This window comes from Microbacterium flavescens (assembly GCF_018588945.1).
In the GTDB taxonomy this organism is placed as follows: Bacteria; Actinomycetota; Actinomycetes; order Actinomycetales; family Microbacteriaceae; genus Microbacterium; species Microbacterium flavescens.
The window spans coordinates 257,996-272,821 of sequence record NZ_JAFIWA010000006.1 but is presented as its reverse complement, the minus strand read 5'-3'; the positions used below and the strand labels follow the sequence as shown (position 1 = coordinate 272,821).

Annotated in this window: 16 protein-coding genes; 9 read left to right on the top strand and 7 right to left on the bottom strand. The window is 70.5% G+C overall.

The features are described from left to right. Positions 1 to 73: 73 nt before the first annotated feature. The 3 genes from JX005_RS13365 (at position 74) to JX005_RS13355 (ending at position 2,362) form a co-directional block, all read left to right on the top strand. Positions 74 to 943, top strand: coding sequence for a hypothetical protein (locus tag JX005_RS13365; protein WP_214468034.1), 870 nt, complete (start codon positions 74 to 76; stop codon positions 941 to 943). A 69-nt stretch (positions 944 to 1,012) separates the two neighbouring features. Continuing rightward, positions 1,013 to 1,381: an ArsR/SmtB family transcription factor gene (locus tag JX005_RS13360; protein ID WP_214468083.1), complete on the top strand. Its 369-nt coding sequence runs from the start codon at positions 1,013 to 1,015 to the stop codon at positions 1,379 to 1,381. Positions 1,382 to 1,384: 3 nt separating this feature from the next. Continuing rightward, positions 1,385 to 2,362: an SRPBCC family protein gene (locus JX005_RS13355; protein WP_214468033.1), complete on the top strand. Its 978-nt coding sequence runs from the start codon at positions 1,385 to 1,387 to the stop codon at positions 2,360 to 2,362. Positions 2,363 to 2,435: 73 nt separating this feature from the next. Here the strand turns inward: JX005_RS13355 and JX005_RS13350 are convergent, their stop codons facing one another. After that, positions 2,436 to 3,515, bottom strand: coding sequence for a fatty acid desaturase family protein (locus JX005_RS13350; protein WP_214468032.1), 1,080 nt, complete (start codon positions 3,513 to 3,515; stop codon positions 2,436 to 2,438). A gap of 237 nt (positions 3,516 to 3,752) precedes the next feature. On the opposite strand from JX005_RS13350, the gene JX005_RS13345 reads away from it, so the two are divergent. Beyond that, entirely contained in the window at positions 3,753 to 4,655 is a 903-nt protein-coding gene (locus JX005_RS13345; RefSeq protein ID WP_214468031.1) for a TerC family protein, read from the top strand. 64 nt (positions 4,656 to 4,719) lie between these two features. Continuing rightward, entirely contained in the window at positions 4,720 to 4,893 is a 174-nt protein-coding gene (locus JX005_RS13340) for a hypothetical protein (RefSeq protein WP_214468030.1), read from the top strand. Here JX005_RS13340 and sufU read toward each other — a convergent pair. Then, positions 4,890 to 5,333 (bottom strand): Fe-S cluster assembly sulfur transfer protein SufU, encoded by a 444-nt coding sequence (sufU, locus tag JX005_RS13335; protein ID WP_214468029.1) that lies wholly within the window; start codon positions 5,331 to 5,333, stop codon positions 4,890 to 4,892. The two genes, JX005_RS13340 and sufU, sit on opposite strands and share 4 nt — an antisense overlap. Then, positions 5,330 to 6,610: an aminotransferase class V-fold PLP-dependent enzyme gene (locus JX005_RS13330; protein WP_214468028.1), complete on the bottom strand. Its 1,281-nt coding sequence runs from the start codon at positions 6,608 to 6,610 to the stop codon at positions 5,330 to 5,332. The genes sufU and JX005_RS13330 overlap by 4 nt, the downstream gene beginning before the upstream one ends. Before the next feature lie 154 nt (positions 6,611 to 6,764). Between JX005_RS13330 and JX005_RS13325 the strand changes: the two genes are divergently transcribed. Continuing rightward, positions 6,765 to 7,859 (top strand): VanZ family protein, encoded by a 1,095-nt coding sequence (locus JX005_RS13325; RefSeq protein ID WP_307858588.1) that lies wholly within the window; start codon positions 6,765 to 6,767, stop codon positions 7,857 to 7,859. Here JX005_RS13325 and JX005_RS13320 read toward each other — a convergent pair whose 3' ends face one another. From JX005_RS13320 to JX005_RS13310, 3 genes are all read right to left on the bottom strand, one after another. Continuing rightward, positions 7,860 to 9,104 (bottom strand): amidohydrolase, encoded by a 1,245-nt coding sequence (locus JX005_RS13320; protein ID WP_214468026.1) that lies wholly within the window; start codon positions 9,102 to 9,104, stop codon positions 7,860 to 7,862. 102 nt (positions 9,105 to 9,206) lie between these two features. Next, entirely contained in the window at positions 9,207 to 10,226 is a 1,020-nt protein-coding gene (locus JX005_RS13315) for a LacI family DNA-binding transcriptional regulator (RefSeq protein WP_214468025.1), read from the bottom strand. Positions 10,227 to 10,297: 71 nt separating this feature from the next. Beyond that, the gene (locus JX005_RS13310) at positions 10,298 to 11,980 is read right to left on the bottom strand and encodes a glycoside hydrolase family 13 protein (protein ID WP_214468024.1); all 1,683 of its coding nucleotides are present in this window, start codon (positions 11,978 to 11,980) and stop codon (positions 10,298 to 10,300) included. Positions 11,981 to 12,080: 100 nt separating this feature from the next. Between JX005_RS13310 and JX005_RS13305 the strand changes: the two genes are divergently transcribed. Both JX005_RS13305 and JX005_RS13300 read left to right on the top strand, forming a co-directional pair. Further along, positions 12,081 to 12,596, top strand: a complete 516-nt coding sequence (locus JX005_RS13305; RefSeq protein WP_214468023.1) for an adenine phosphoribosyltransferase — start codon at positions 12,081 to 12,083, stop codon at positions 12,594 to 12,596. Between the two features lie 35 nt (positions 12,597 to 12,631). Next, complete coding sequence (locus JX005_RS13300; RefSeq protein ID WP_214468022.1) at positions 12,632 to 13,075, top strand: hypothetical protein; 444 nt, start codon at positions 12,632 to 12,634, stop codon at positions 13,073 to 13,075. Between the two features lie 195 nt (positions 13,076 to 13,270). Here JX005_RS13300 and JX005_RS13295 read toward each other — a convergent pair whose 3' ends face one another. Then, positions 13,271 to 14,188: a 2-hydroxyacid dehydrogenase gene (locus JX005_RS13295; protein WP_307858587.1), complete on the bottom strand. Its 918-nt coding sequence runs from the start codon at positions 14,186 to 14,188 to the stop codon at positions 13,271 to 13,273. 100 nt (positions 14,189 to 14,288) lie between these two features. Between JX005_RS13295 and JX005_RS13290 the strand changes: the two genes are divergently transcribed. Beyond that, complete coding sequence (locus JX005_RS13290; RefSeq protein WP_214468021.1) at positions 14,289 to 14,726, top strand: DUF1761 domain-containing protein; 438 nt, start codon at positions 14,289 to 14,291, stop codon at positions 14,724 to 14,726. Positions 14,727 to 14,826 lie beyond the last annotated feature (100 nt).

The window sequence follows — 14,826 nt, the reverse complement described above, 5'->3', positions numbered from 1 at the left end:
GGTCGCCTCCTGCGTCGGAGCAGGCCACGCCGCGCATAGGTGGAGCGCGGGGCGGACGGCTAGTGTGTCGCGCATGCGGATCATCGCGTCGGGCATCGTAGCTCTTGCGCTCGTGCTCACCGGCTGTACGGCTCAGGGCACCGGTGCGGCGACGCCCGCGGGTGCCGGGGCGGGCGCGTCTCCGTCCGCGGCGCCGGCAGCGGACCCGCTCGACCTGATCGGCTTGTGGCGAGTCACGGGTGCTGAGGGCGAAGGTGCCGACACGTGGCTGCGGATCGACGCCAGGGAGATGCAGCTGTGGCGCGACTGCGGCTTCATCTCGTGGCACTGGGCGGCCCTGCCCGGTCGGCTGACGACGTCGATCTCCGGCGCGAGCGGCGAGTGTGCCGAGAACGCGGCGATTCCCGACGCGCCGTGGCTCGCATCGACGGTCGGCTTCGAGCCGACCGCCGAGGGTTGGCTGCTGCGCGATGCCGACGGCGGCGTGACGGCAACGCTGACGATCGGCGGGGCTCCGACGCCGATCCCCACCTCCGATGAGCTGTACACGCGGCCGCCGGTTGTGGACGCGACCACGCGAGCGCACTTCCAGCCACCCGTCGGGCTGCCCGGCTCGCTCACGCCGGCGACGGTCGAAGCGCTGGCCCTGCGATGGATCCCGGTCGGCTTCGAGACCGCAGACGACGAGACGCGGCCCTTCGTCGAGTTCGACACCCCTGACGGATACCGCGCCTCCGATGGCTGCAACGGAGCGCGAGGCGGTTGGCTGCTCGGCGACGGAGGCCTGTTCGCGGCCACGGCCGCGAACATGACTTTGATCGGCTGCGACGGCGCCGAGGTGCCCGGCTGGGTGGCCGGCGCCCGACGTGCTGCCCTCGACGGCGACGAGCTCGTGCTGCTCGACGACGTCGGCACTGAACTGGGGCGGCTGACGCAGGGCTGATTCCACCGCCGACCCCTCGGGCAGAGAAGGGGTTGACGGATGCCGCAGCCCGGCGTAACGTACAACCACATGGTTGTAGATACAGAACTCAGCGATGAACAGATCGACCGTGTGTTCCACGCGCTCGCCGCGGCGACGCGGCGCGACATCCTGCGGCGTGCGATCGAGGGCGAGTACTCGGTCTCGACGCTCGCCGGCGAGTACGACATGTCGTTCGCGGCGGTGCAGAAGCACGTCGCCGTCCTCGAGGCGGCTGGTCTCATCGTCAAGCGCGCCGAAGGGCGCGAGCGTCTCGTCCGGGCCGACCCCGCGATGATCGCCCGCGCCCGCGCACTCCTCGCGCGCTACGAAGAGCTCTGGCGCTCGCGCATCGATCGGCTCGATGCGCTCCTGTCCGACGAACCACCGACCGAAGCTCGACCCAACGAAGGAGAATGACCGATGCCTGTCACCGACGTCACCACCGACGCCGAAGCGCTCACGATGACGCTGACCGCGGAGTTCGCGGCCCCCGTCGAGCGCCTCTGGAACGCCTTCACCGACCCCGGCCAGCTGGAGCGGTTCTGGGGCCCGCCCGGGTGGCCAGCCTCGTTCCCGCGCTTCGACTTCACCGTCGGAGGCCGCGCCGTCTACGCGATGACGAGCCCTCGCGGTGAGAAGTCGTTCGGCTCGTGGGAGTTCATCGATATCGACCAGCCGCGCGGATTCACCGTGCTCGACAACTTCGCCAACGAAGACGGCGCACCGCTCGACGGGATGCCGGCGATGCGGGTCGTCTTCACGTTCGAACCCACCGACACCGGCTCACGCATGGTCAACGTGTCGCACTTCGCGTCGGCCGACGCGCTCGAGCAGGTCGTCGCGTTCGGTGCCGTCGAGGGCTCGACGCTCGCCCTCAACCAGCTCGACCGGGTGCTCGAAGGACTCCGCTCCTACGCCGCCGGCAAGGGCACGCAGACCGAGATCCTCGACGACACGCATGTGCGCATCACGCGGCTCATCGAGGGACCGATCGATCTGGTCTGGCGGGCCCACCACGAGCCCGAGCTGCTCAAGCAGTGGATGCTCGGACCCGACGGATGGCGCCTCGACGTCTGCGAGGTCGACCCCGCGGTCGGCGGCCGCTACCGGTACGAGTGGGAGCCGGTGGGCGTGGAGGGCGAGCGCTTCGGCTTCGACGGCGAGACCCTCCTGTCGGAGGCGCCGCGTCGTGCCGTGACCACCGAGCACATGACGGGCACCGACTACCCGTCGACGCTCAACGACCTGAGCCTCTACGAGGAGGACGGCGCGACCCTGATCACGCTGCTCATCGAGTACCCCGACAAGGAGACGCGCGACATGGTCCTCGCCACCGGCATGACCGAGGGCATGGAGGCCAGTTACGCCCGTCTGGAGGGCGTGCTCGCAGCGGTCTGAGACGCTCCTCGCCGGGACGGAAGAGGGGACGGATGCTGCAGCATCCGTCCCCTTCTTCGTGTCCGGCTTCGCGTCAGACGGTGCGGAACCTGTTCACCATCGGGCAGTCGAACGGGTCGCGCGCGGCGAGACCGACGCGGTTGAGGTACGCGATGACGATGCCGTACGACTCGATGAGGCTCGTCTCGGTGTACGGCACGCCGCGGGTGCGGCACTGCTCGATCACGATCTCGCGGGCCTTGGAGAGGTAGGGCCGGGCCATGCTGGGGAAGAGGTGGTGCTCGACCTGGTAGTTCAGTCCGCCCATGAGCGCGGTGGCCCACCACCCGCCGCGGATGTTGCGCGACGTGCGCACCTGCTTCGAGAAGAAGTCGAGCTTGGCGTCGGGGGCGATGATCGGCATGCCCTTGTGGTTCGGGGCGAACGACGCGCCCATGTAGACGCCGAAGACGGCGAGCTGCACGCCGAGGAAGGCGAACGCCATGCCCACGGGGAGGAAGAGGAAGAGCGGCGTCAGGTACAGCGTGAAGCGCATCGCGATGAGCCCGAGCTCGATCCAGCGGCCCTTGACCTCGCCGCGGGAGAAGAGGTGCTTGAGGCCGAGCGCGTGCAGGTTCGCGCCCTCGAGCGTGAGGAGGGGGAAGAACAGCCACCCCTGCTTGCGCGTGATGAGCGCGCCCAGCCGGCCGACCTTCGCGGCATCCTCGTCGAGGAAGCGGATGGTGTCGACCTCGATGTCGGGGTCCTTGCCCACGCGGTTGGGGTTGGCGTGGTGGCGATTGTGCTTGTTGTTCCACCAGGAGAGGCTGATGCCGACCACACCGGCGGCCAGGAAGCGGCCGAGTCGGTCGTTCGCGGGGCCCGACTCGAGGATCTGCCGGTGGGCGGCCTCGTGGGCCAGGAATGCCACCTGCGTGAAGAGGATGCCGAGCGCTCCGGCGATGAGCAGCTGGAACCACGAGTCGCCGAGCAGGATGAACCCGGTGACAGCCCCGCCGAACGCCAGCACGAGAGCCGTGCCCACGAGGGCATAGAACCAGCGGGCCCGCTGGAGGAGGCCGGTCTCACGCACGACCTGCGACACCTCGGTGTAGGCGCGGGCGACGGGCGGGAAGGTCTCGGCCCCGGCGTAGGTCTGGCGCACGGCGCCCATTCGACCTTCTGTCGGAGCGACTGCGGTGATGGTTGCGATGATGCACCTGCTCTGGGTCGGGTGCCGACCTTCTGGTCGACGTGGAGCCACGGGCGGATGCCGATCGCTGCTGCCAACACTACGGGGGTGCATATGGCCCGACCGGTATGCGGTGGCGATTGCCAGTCTGTTCGGACGCGCCGTACAGGAACACCCCCTTGACAGGGCCTCGCCCGGTCTGCCGCCTACGATTGGCCCGTGGACTTCTCCCTCGATTTCACCCCGGACCTCATCGCCGTCTTCCTGACGCTCTTCGTGCTGGAGGTGGTGCTCGGCGTCGACAACGTCATCTTCATCTCGATCCTCGCGTCGAAGCTCCCCAAGGAGCAGCAGGCGAAGGCCCGGAACCTCGGCCTCACGCTCGCCATGCTCATCCGCGTCGTGCTGGTCTTCTTCGCAGGCTGGATCATCACGCTGAAGGAGGACGTCTTCTTCATCGGCGAACTGGGCTTCTCGTGGAAGGACATCATCCTCATCGCGGGAGGCCTGTTCCTCGTCTACAAGGCGGTGACCGAGATCCACCACAAACTCGAGGGGGCCGAGGAGGAGCACGGCTCGGGCAAGAAGGTGGCTCAGGTCACCTTCGGATCGGTGATCGCGCAGATCCTGCTGCTCGACATCGTCTTCTCGCTCGATTCCGTCATCACCGCGGTCGGCATGACCGAGAACATGATCGTGATCATCACGGTGGTCGTGCTGTCGTTCGGCATCATGCTCTTCGCGTCGCGCTTCATCTTCCTCTTCGTCAACAAGCACCCCACGGTGAAGATGCTGGCGCTGTCGTTCCTGCTGCTCATCGGCGTCTTCCTCATCGCCGAGGGCTTCGGCGTCCATGTCGACAAGGCACTCATCTACATGCCGATGGCGTTCGCCGTGCTGGTCGAGGGCCTGAACCTGTGGGCGGCCGCCCGCAGGGCCAAGCGCGAGAAGAGGCAGCAGCACGCGGTTCAGCTGCGCCCGACCTACCCCGACATCGACGAGTCCGTCGCGGTGTCGGCGGCGCTGTCGGGTGGCGCGACGGGCGGCTCCGTCGGGCTGTCGCGCAAGCCGGTGGCGGGGGATGCCGCGCTCAGCGCGGAGGAGCGCCAGGGCCTGGGCTGACCGCCGCCCCGGCGCCTGTGGACAGTGAACGGAGCCGTGAGGCGCCGTGTCCTACGGTCGAAGCATGATGCAGGGACTCACCGGCTGGTACTTCGTCATCATCTTGTACGTGCTCGTGCTGGCGGTGATCGCGCTGGTGCTGTACTTCACGGTGCGGCTCGCGGTGCTGCACGCGCTGAAGGCGCACACCCGGTGGGTGAGCACTCAGCCGCGTCCTGATCCGCTCCCGCCGGCCTAAGCCCGGGCCAGGTCGTCCTCGAGCGCGACCCAGGCGAGCATCGCGCACTTGACGCGCGCGACGTACTTCGAGACACCCGACAGTGCGGCGGCGTCGAGGTACACATCCTCATCGAGCTCGATCGTGCCCCGCGAGCGGAGCGCCTCGCGGAATCCGTCGATGAGAGCGGATGCCTCGGCCCGCGGCATCCCTTCCGCCAGCTCTGCCAGCATCGAGGCCGACGCCCGCGAGATGGAGCAGCCCGCGCCCTCCCACGTGACGTCGCGGATCGCGTCGCCGTCCTCGGACAGCCGGACCCGCACCGTGAGGTCGTCGCCGCAGAGCGGATTGTGCTGGTGGGATGTCGCGCTGCGACCCTCCTCGTCGGCGAGGCCGAACCCGACCCGGCGCTTGGAGTGATCGAGGATGAGCTCCTGGTAGAGCGATTCGAGCCCGCTCACGAGCCCACTCCGAAGAAGCCGCGCACGCCGGCGACGGCGTCGAGGAACACGTCGACCTCGTCGACGGTGTTGTAGAGCGCAGCCGAGGCGCGCACCGACGCGGTCAGTCCGAAGCGGCGGTGCAGCGGCTGGGCGCAGTGGTGCCCGACGCGCACCGCGATGCCGCGGTCGTCGAGGAACTGGCTCACGTCGTGCGGGTGCACGCCGTCGACGTCGAACGCCCAGAGGCCGACACGCTCGACCCCCTCGGCGTCGCCCAGCAGGCGGATGCCCGGGAGCTGCCGAAGCCCCTCGCCCATGCGCGCCTCGAGCTCGCGCTCGTGAGCGTGCACGGCGGGCATGCCGACGGCATCGAGGTAGCGCACGGCGGCGGCGAGCCCGATCGCCTGCGACGCGGGCTGTGTGCCGGCCTCGAACCGCTGCGGCGGCGGCAGGTACTCGGCCTCGTCGAGGGTGACGACGGTGATCATCGAGCCGCCCGTGAGGAACGGCGGCAGGTCGGCCAGCACGTCGGCGCGGCCGTAGAGGCCGCCGATGGCGTAGGGGCCGAGCATCTTGTGACCCGAGAACACCGCGAGGTCGATGTCGAGCGCCGGCAGGTCGAGGGGCAGGTGCGGGGCGGACTGGCATGCGTCGAGCACGGTCAGCGCGCCGACCGCCTGCGCGAGGGCGACGAGTTCGGCGACCGGGTTCACGATCCCCAGCACGTTGGAGACGTGGGGGAAGGCGACGACGCGCGTGCGATTCGAGATGACGGATGCCGCGGCATCCAGATCGATCGTCCCGTCTTCTCGAACGGGGATGTGACGGAGGACGGCGCCGGTCCGTGCAGCGAGCTCCTGCCACGGGATGAGGTTCGCGTGATGCTCGCTCTCGGTGATGACGAGCTCGTCGCCCGGGCGCAGGGCGAAGCGGGCGCTGGCAGGCGCGCCGCGACCGACGGTCGCGTTGCCGATCGCGTAGGCGACGAGGTTGAGTCCGGCCGTCGCCCCGTTGGTCCAGACCAGCTGCTCGGGGGCCGCGCCGACGAACCGGGCGACCGTGACGCGGGCGTCCTCGAAGAGCTCGGTCGCCTCGGCGGCGAGGGTGTGGGCGCCGCGATGAACCCCCGCGTTCGAGTGCGTCAGGAAGTCGACCTCGGCATCGATGACGGCCTGAGGCTTCTGGCTGGTCGCGGCGGAGTCCAGGTAGATGAGGGGTGCATCGCCGACCCGCTCGGTGAGGAGAGGGAAGTCGGCGCGGATGGCCGCGAGGTCGAGCACGGCGGGGGTTGTCACCCTCCCAGGCTACGCGCGTCGCGCGCGCCCCGGGAGGTCCGGCCCGTCCGCCCGGAGGTTGAGTGTCCAGGACCCGCCGCGCGACTCCGTCGCAGCACGGCGGGTCCTGGACACTCAACCATGTGGTGGGGGCGGCTCTGGAATCATCGGAGGGGTGGACGATCGGCTGCTGCTCGGCGGATTCGCGATCGCGCTCGGCATCGCGGCGGGCGTGGTGCTCTTCGTGCCGTTCGTCGCGATCAGCTATCGCCGGCGGGGCGGACTCAGCGCGGGCCGATTCGTGCTGTGGGCGGCGGCGCTCGTGTATTTCATGGCGATCTGGACCTATACGCTCCTGCCCCTCCCCGACCCGGACGCGGTCCGCTGCGCCGGGGTGAACCTCGACCTCTTCGCCTTCGTGGCCGATCTGCGCGGCGCTGCGATGAGGCCGACCACCGTGCTGACCGACCCGGCCGCGCTCCAGGTGCTGCTGAACGTTCTCCTCTTCATCCCCCTCGGCTTCTTCGTGAGGGTGATCGGCGGTCGAGGCATCCTCGTCGCCGCGCTCGTCGGCCTCGGACTGTCGGGGTTCATCGAGCTGACGCAGCTGACGGGCGCGTGGGGACTGTATCCCTGCGCCTACCGCGTCTTCGACGTCGACGACCTGCTCACCAACTCGCTGGGCGCCGTGATCGGATCGCTCCTCTCCCTCGCCGTGCCCCCCGCCCATCGCGGCATGGCGCGCGCGGCCGACGCGGACCGGCCGCGCGCCGTCACGCGCTTCCGGCGCCTGCTGGCGATGGTGTGCGACGTCGTGGGTTCGTGGCTCGTCGCGCTCGCCGTGGGCGTTCTGTTCCAGCTCGCGCTCTTCATGCTCGGCGCGACGGCCGAGGTGCGCGACGGCGGCGCGGCCGGGGTCGTGTCCTCCGCGGTCACCATCGCCGTCTCGCTCATCGTCGTGCTGGCGACCGGGCGCACGGTGGGCGACCTGGCCGTGCAGCTGAGGTTCCAGGGTGGGCCGCTGCCGGTGTGGCTCGCGCGCACCCTCCGCTTCGCCGGCGGGATCGGCGGCTTCCTCCTGCTGTTCGCGCTGCCCGGAGCGTGGGACTTCGTCGGCTGGCTGTTCGCGCTCGGCTCGCTGGTCCTGGTGTTCACCACGCCCGACGGCCGCGGACTGCCCGGCCTGGTCTCCGGCCAGTACGTCGCCGACGCGCGCGAGCCGCTCGACCCGGACGAGCCGGTCCGGCCGCGCTCCGCCCGCGGGCGCTGATCAGTCCGCCGAGCGCGTCCCCAGGAACTCGCGCGCCGCGACGACGAGGTTCGCCACCCCGTTGTCGAGCGTCGGCTGCAGGACCGGAGCGAAGAAGGGCGAGTGATTGGTGGGGATGTCACGCTCGACGGTGCCCGCGGTGACGGCCGCGGCGTAGGCGTCGGGGTCGACTCCTCCCCAGAACCAGAAGACGAGGGGCGCGCCGGACTCGCGGGCGAACCAGGAGACGTCTTCACTGCCGGTGAACATTCCGGGGTCGATCACGGTGCCGTCGCCGAAGGCCGTGTCGAAGGCGAGCCGCAGACGCGCGGTGGCGTCGACGTCGTTGATCGTCGGCGGAAGAGAGTGGTCGATGACGATCACGGGCGGCTCGTCTGCTCCGGATGCCTGAGCCTCGGCCCGCACGACCCGTTCGACCTTCTCCAGCACGCGGGCTCGGGCATCGTCGTCGGGGTAGCGCAGGCTCAACTCGAGCCTGGCCTCGGCGGGGATGATGTTGTTCTTCAGGCCGGCGTGGATGGATCCGACCGTGACCACGGCGACGTCGCGCGGGTCTACCTCGCGCGAGACGATCGTCTGCAGGCGCATCACGGTGGCGGCGGCCATGACGACGGGGTCGATCGTCGAGTGCGGCCGCGAGCCGTGCCCGCCGCGCCCGAGCAGGGTCACGGTGAGGCCGTCCGACGCCGCCATCTGGGTGCCGCTGCGCACGCCGATGGTGCCCGCCGGGAGGGGGGTGACGTGCTGGCCGAGCACGACGTCGGGCTTCGGGAACCGGTCGAGCACGCCGTCGGCGATCATCGCCTGCGATCCAGCGCCGTACTCCTCCGCGGGCTGGAAGACGGCGACGATCGTGCCGCTCCACTGGTCCTTCGTCGCGACGAGCCGCTCGAGCGCTCCCAGCAGCGCGGAGACGTGCATGTCGTGCCCGCACGCGTGCATGACCGGCACGTCGGTGCCCGCCGGGTCGGTGCCGCGCGCGGTGCTGGCGTACTCGAGGCCCGTCTGCTCGGGCACGGGGAGGGCGTCCATGTCGGCCCGCAGCCACACGACGGGTTCGTCGCCTGCCTCCGTCGACGGGTTGCGGATGATGGCGGCGACGCCGGTCTTGCCGACGCCCTCCTCGAACTCGATGCCGAGGTCGGCGAGGTGCCGCGTGATGACCCCGGCCGTCCGCGTCTCCTGGAACGACAGCTCAGGGTGCCGGTGCAGGTCGATGTAGAGGGCGTCGAGGTCGATGGTCATGCGGTCGAGCCTATCCGGGGGGATTGAGGCGTTTCGTCTCGCTTCGCTCGCTCAACGACCCGGGGGGAAGGGCGCTCGCTCAACGACCCGGTGTGAAACGGGTCAGGCGGGCAGGCGGGCGGTCGAGCCGCGCACGATGAGCTCGTATGGCAGTTCGCCGGGCTCGTGCACGGGCGGCGCGGTGTCCTTCGCCTCGAGCTCGGCGAGGATCGCGTCGGCCGCGCGCTCGCCCTGCCCCATCGGGAACTGGTCGACGGTGGTGAGACGGAAGAACTCGCCCAGCTCGTGACCGTCAATGCCGACGACCGAGAGGTCTTCGGGCACGCGGTACCCGAGTTCGCGCGCGGCGAGCAGCGCTCCAATCGCCATCTCGTCGGATGCCGCGAAGATCGCGGTCGGACGCCCTCCGGGCTTGCCCAGCAGCTGCTTCGCCGCGCGGAACCCGCCCTCGATCGTGAAGTCGGCGGGCTCGAAGAGCGACGGCTTGACCTCGATGCCGGCGTCGGAGAGCGCCTGCTCGAACCCCTGCCGGCGGTGCGTCGGGATGTGGAAGTCGATGTCGAACTCGGGGCTCGCCCCGATGTGCGCGATGTCGCGGTGGCCGAGTGCGAGCAGGTGCTCGGTCGCCAGGCGCGCCACGGCCACGTCGTCCACGGTCAGCGTGGTGAGTCGCGGGTTCGGGCCGCCGATGGCGATCACCGGCAGGTCGAGGGCCAGCAGCTGCTGCGACTCCTCGTCGCCGATCTCGATCGAGATCGCGATCACGCCGTCGACGCGCTGACGTCGCAGGAACGTGTCGAAGACGTCCCGCCTCTCCGCGCGGTCCGCGGTGAGGCTGTAGAGGGTGATGTCGTACCCCCGGCGCATCAGCGCCGAAGCGATGCCGCTGAGCACCGTGGAGAAGAACCACCGGTCGAGGAACGGCACGAGCACGCCGATGTTGCGCGTGCGGCCCGAGGCCAGGCTCGACGCCGAGGCCGAGACGACGTAGCCGAGGCTCTTCGCGGCGGCCTCGACCCGCGCCTTGGTCGTGTCGGAGACGTGCCCGCGCCCGCTCAGCGCGCGCGAGACGGTCGCCGTCGAGACGCCGGCATGCCGCGCCACCTCGTCGATGCTGACCACGTCGTCACCTCTCCCCGCGGATCGGGACGGCGTCCCACCGCATCACCGTCCGACACCGTGCCGGACGCGCCTCAGTCGTCGGCGAGCCAGACCGTCGTGTCGGCCGGCAGCTCGTTCCCCAGAAGCGGACCGCTCGATGCGATCACGATACCCTCCGGCAGCGCCACCGGCGTGGCGCCCGTGTTGCCGATGACCGTGACGCTGCCGTTGCGGAACGCCACGACCTCCGTGCCCAGACCCTCGATCCACTCGAGCGATCCCGCGCCGAGGCCGCGGGCGCGGCGGGCGGCGATGAGCGAGCGGTAGAGCGACAGGGTCGAGTCGGGGTCGCCCGTCTGGACGTCGCGGGCGAGCGTCGCCCACTCGGCGGGCTGGGGCAGCCAGGCGTCTCCGGTCGGGCTGAAGCCGTAGGCCGGGGCATCCGCTGTCCACGGGATCGGCACGCGGCAGCCGTCACGGCCGTAGCGCTCGCCGTTCGTGCGGAACCAGGTCGGGTCCTGACGGGCGTCGCCGGGGATGTCGATGGCCTCGGGCAGGCCGAGCTCCTCGCCCTGGTAGAGGTAGGCGGAGCCGGGGAGGCCGAGCATCAGGGTGGTCGCGGCGCGGGCGCGGCGCAGGCCGACCTCGGGGATCGGCTTACCGGGGGAGTCCGGTCCGATGCCGTGACCCTGCGGGTTCTCGGCGGTGAGGGCGAGGCGCGACGCGTGGCGGACGACGTCGTGGTTCGAGAGCACCCAGGTCGCCGGGGCGCCGACGGCGGCGTAGGCGGCGACCGACTCGGCGATCACGGAGCGCAGGGCCGGGGCATCCCACGGGGTCTCCAGGTAGGCGAAGTTGAACGCCTGATGCATCTCGTCGGGACGCACCCACAGCGCCGTCTTCTCGGGCGTGGGCAGCCACGCCTCGGCGCACAGTGCACGGTCGCCGTCGTACTCGGCGAGCAGCGTGTGCCAGTCGCGGTAGACCTCGTGCACGCCCTCCTGGCCCCAGTACGGGACGTTCGCCTCTTCGCCGCCCATCGAGCCGGCTTCGGGGTCGGGCGTGTAGTCGGGCAGCCCGTCGGCCTTGACCAGGCCGTGGGCGACGTCCACGCGGAAGCCGTCGACCCCGCGGTCGAGCCAGAAGCGCAGGATGCGGCGGAACTCCTCGCGCACCTCGTCATTGGACCAGTCGAAGTCGGGCTGCGAAGAGTCGAAGAGGTGGAGGTACCACTGTCCGGGCGCGCCGTCCGCCTCGACGATGCGCGTCCACGCGGGGCCGCCGAAGACGGACTCCCAGTTGTTCGGGGGCAGCTCGCCCTCGACGCCCTTGCCGTCGCGGAACATGTAGCGCGCCCGCTCGCGGCTTCCCGGCGCGGCGGCCAGCGCCTGCTGGAACCACTCGTGCTGGTCGGACGAGTGGTTGGGGACCAGATCGACGATGAGTCGGATGCCGCGGGCATGCGCCGCTTCGAGCATGTCGTCGAAGTCGCCCAGGGTGCCGAACAGCGGGTCGACGTCGCAGTAGTCGGAGACGTCATAGCCGGCGTCCTTCTGCGGGGACCGCTGGAACGGGCTCAGCCAGATGGCGTCGACGCCGAGATCGCGCAGGTCATCGAGGCGCGAGGTGATGCCGGGGAGGTCGCCGACGCCGTCGCCCGAGCTGTCGGAGAACGAGCGCGGGTAGATCTGGTAGATGACGGCGGTGCGCCACCACTCGCTGCCGGTGATGTCGGTGTGCGCGTCGGCGCGCTCGGCGGTCTGCGGAGAGGTCATTCGGACAGGATACTGCAAGCGCTTACATCCGCCGCGCGAACAGGGCGGATTCATAGCGCGGGGCCCGGCGGGCGGCGGCTTCGGGCGGTATCGTGAGGCGGTGTCTGAAGCCCTTTCCCGTGCCGAGTCGCTCATCCGCACGATCCCCGACTATCCCGAGCCGGGGGTGCTCTTCCGCGACATCACACCGCTGCTGGCGGATGCCACGGCCCTCCGCACCGTGATCCACGCGCTCATCGCTCCCTTCGACGGCGATTTCGACGTCGTCGCCGGAGTCGAAGCCCGCGGGTTCCTGCTGGCAGGCGCTGCGGCGATGGAGGCGGGCGCGGGTCTGGTGCCCATCCGCAAGGCCGGCAAGCTGCCGCGGCCCGCGGCATCCGTCGACTATGCGCTCGAGTACGGGACCGCGACGATCGAGGCGCACGATGACATCCGCGACGGCATGCGCGTGCTGCTCGTCGACGACGTGCTCGCGACCGGCGGAACCCTCGTCGCCGCGCGTTCGCTCGTCGAGCGTCTCGGTGGTGTGGTGGTCGGCACCGCCGTGCTGATGGAGCTCGAGGCGCTGGGCGGCCGCGGTCTGGTCGGCGACGTCCACACGGTGTTCACGGCCTGAGGTCGGCGATGCGACTCGGCGGGCGGGCGGCGGGCGTGACGATGATCGTCGTCGTGGCCGCGGCGCTCGCCGGCTGTGCACCCGGCGGTGCGGACGCGGAAGGCGGGTTCGGCCTGCCGACGCTCTCGGAATCCGATGCCGCCGCGATTGTGGCCGAAGGGTCGTCCGTCGAAGGGGCGCTGGCTGTCGAGGCGAACGGATGCTTCACCCTCGCTCAGACGGATGACGCTGCGGCAGAGGGGGCGTGGATCGTGTGGCCCGACGGAGCGCGCCAGGACGGAGCCGAAGTGGTGCTCGCCTCGGGTGACCGCGTCGGCGAGGGAGCGCTCCTCGTCGGTGTAGGCGCAGAGGTCGCGCTCGCGGACCTGCCGGACGGCGGCTCACGGGACTCGTATTTCGGCTCGTTCGGCCGATTCTGCGGCGCCGACGAGCGCGGCGTGCTGGTTCTGACGGGCGTGGAGACGTCCCCCGCTCGCTGAGCGAGCGCGTCCCCCGGGTCGTTGAGCGAGCGAAGCGAGACGAAACGGTCTGCGCTGACGAGAGGCGTTTCGTCTCGTCGCTTCGCTCCTCGCTCAACGACCCGGGGGGCGCGACGGGCGCACCAGCTGCGGCGCGGAACGCGGGGGGTTCTCCCACGCACGGGTCGTTGAGCGAGCGAAGCGAGACGAAACGCGTCACCCCCCGAGCACGACGTTGAGCGGTTCCTCGCCCGCCAGCATTCGATCGATCTGGGTGCGCACCAGCCGGGCGATGCGCGGTCCCATCGCCGACGAGGCGCCGCCGACGTGCGGGGTGATGAGCACACCCGGAAGCGACCAGAGCGGATGCCCCGCCGGCAGCGGCTCCGGATCGACGACGTCGATCGCGGCCCGAACCCGACCACGCCGCACGTGGTCGACGAGCGCATCGGTGTCGACGAGCGACCCGCGCCCGACGTTGACGACGAGCGCGCCGTCGGGGAGCGCGGACAGGAAGGCGTCGTCGACCATGCCCCGCGTCTCGTCGCCGCCCGGCAGGGTGAGGATCACGATCTCGGCCGTGCCGAGGAGGCTCGGCAGTTCATCGACGCCGTGCACCGGCATCCCCTCTTCGTCACGTGCTCGACTCGCGACCACGGTGAGCTCGACTTCGAAAGGTGCGAGCCGGGCGGCGACCGCCTTGCCCACGCCGCCGTAGCCCAACAGCAGCACTCGCCGGTCGGCGAGGCTCTGCGTGAACGCGGGCTCCCAGCGGCCGGCGGCGGTGTCGACGGCGAACCTGTCGATGTGGCGCTGCGCCGCGATGGCGAGACCGACCGCGAGCTCCGCCGTCGACGTCTCGTGCACAGACGCCGCGTTGGCGAACGTCAGGCCCTCGGGGAGGATCTCGTCGACGCCTTCGTAGCCGATCGACTGGCTCTGCACGAGACGCGTGCGCACGCCTTCGAGGCGCTGCAGCACCTTCTCCATCTTCATGTACGGCGGAACGACGATGTCGAAGCTCTCGCGGGGCGGCGGCCCGTCCATCGGCCACACGACCAGGTCGACGTCGGCGGGCAGCGCACCCAGGTCGTCGGCCAGCCTGTCGGTAGGAACGCTCACGGTCAGAGTCACCGTTCTACGGTATCGGCGCGCTGGCGGGCCGGGGTCGGTGCGCGGCGCTACGCTCGCGACCAGCGGCGGCGACTGCCCGGCCGCTGCCGAGGAGGCGAAGATGGTTCCCGAGATCAACTACTGGGCCGTGCTTCTGGCCACGCTGTCGACGATGATCGTCGGCTCGATCTGGTACACGCCGAAGGTGTTCGGCACCCGCTGGGCAAAGCTCGCGAACGTCGACCTCCACCGCGAGCAGACCGCGCTGCAGGCGTGGATGCCGATCATCGTCACGGTGTTCGTGAGCTTCGTGTCGGCGTGGGTGCTCGCCGGTGCCACCGCCATCTCGTGGCACTTCTACGGCGGAGGGTTCCTGCTGTCGTCGCTCGGCACGGCGGTGATCCTGTGGGCAGGCTTCACGGCGGCGCGGTTCATCACGCACGACCAGTTCGAGGGCCGCCCGTCCTCGCTCACCGTCATGAACATCGCCCACGAGCTGGTGACGTTTGTGGTCATGGCCATCATCATCGGCGTCTGGCCGCCGGCCGGCACCGTCTGAGACGAGGGATGCCGCGGGTCAGCGCGTTTCGTCTCGCTGCGCTCGCTCAACGCCCCGGTGGGTGAGGCTGCGCTCGCTCAACGACCCGGTGAGTGAGGTT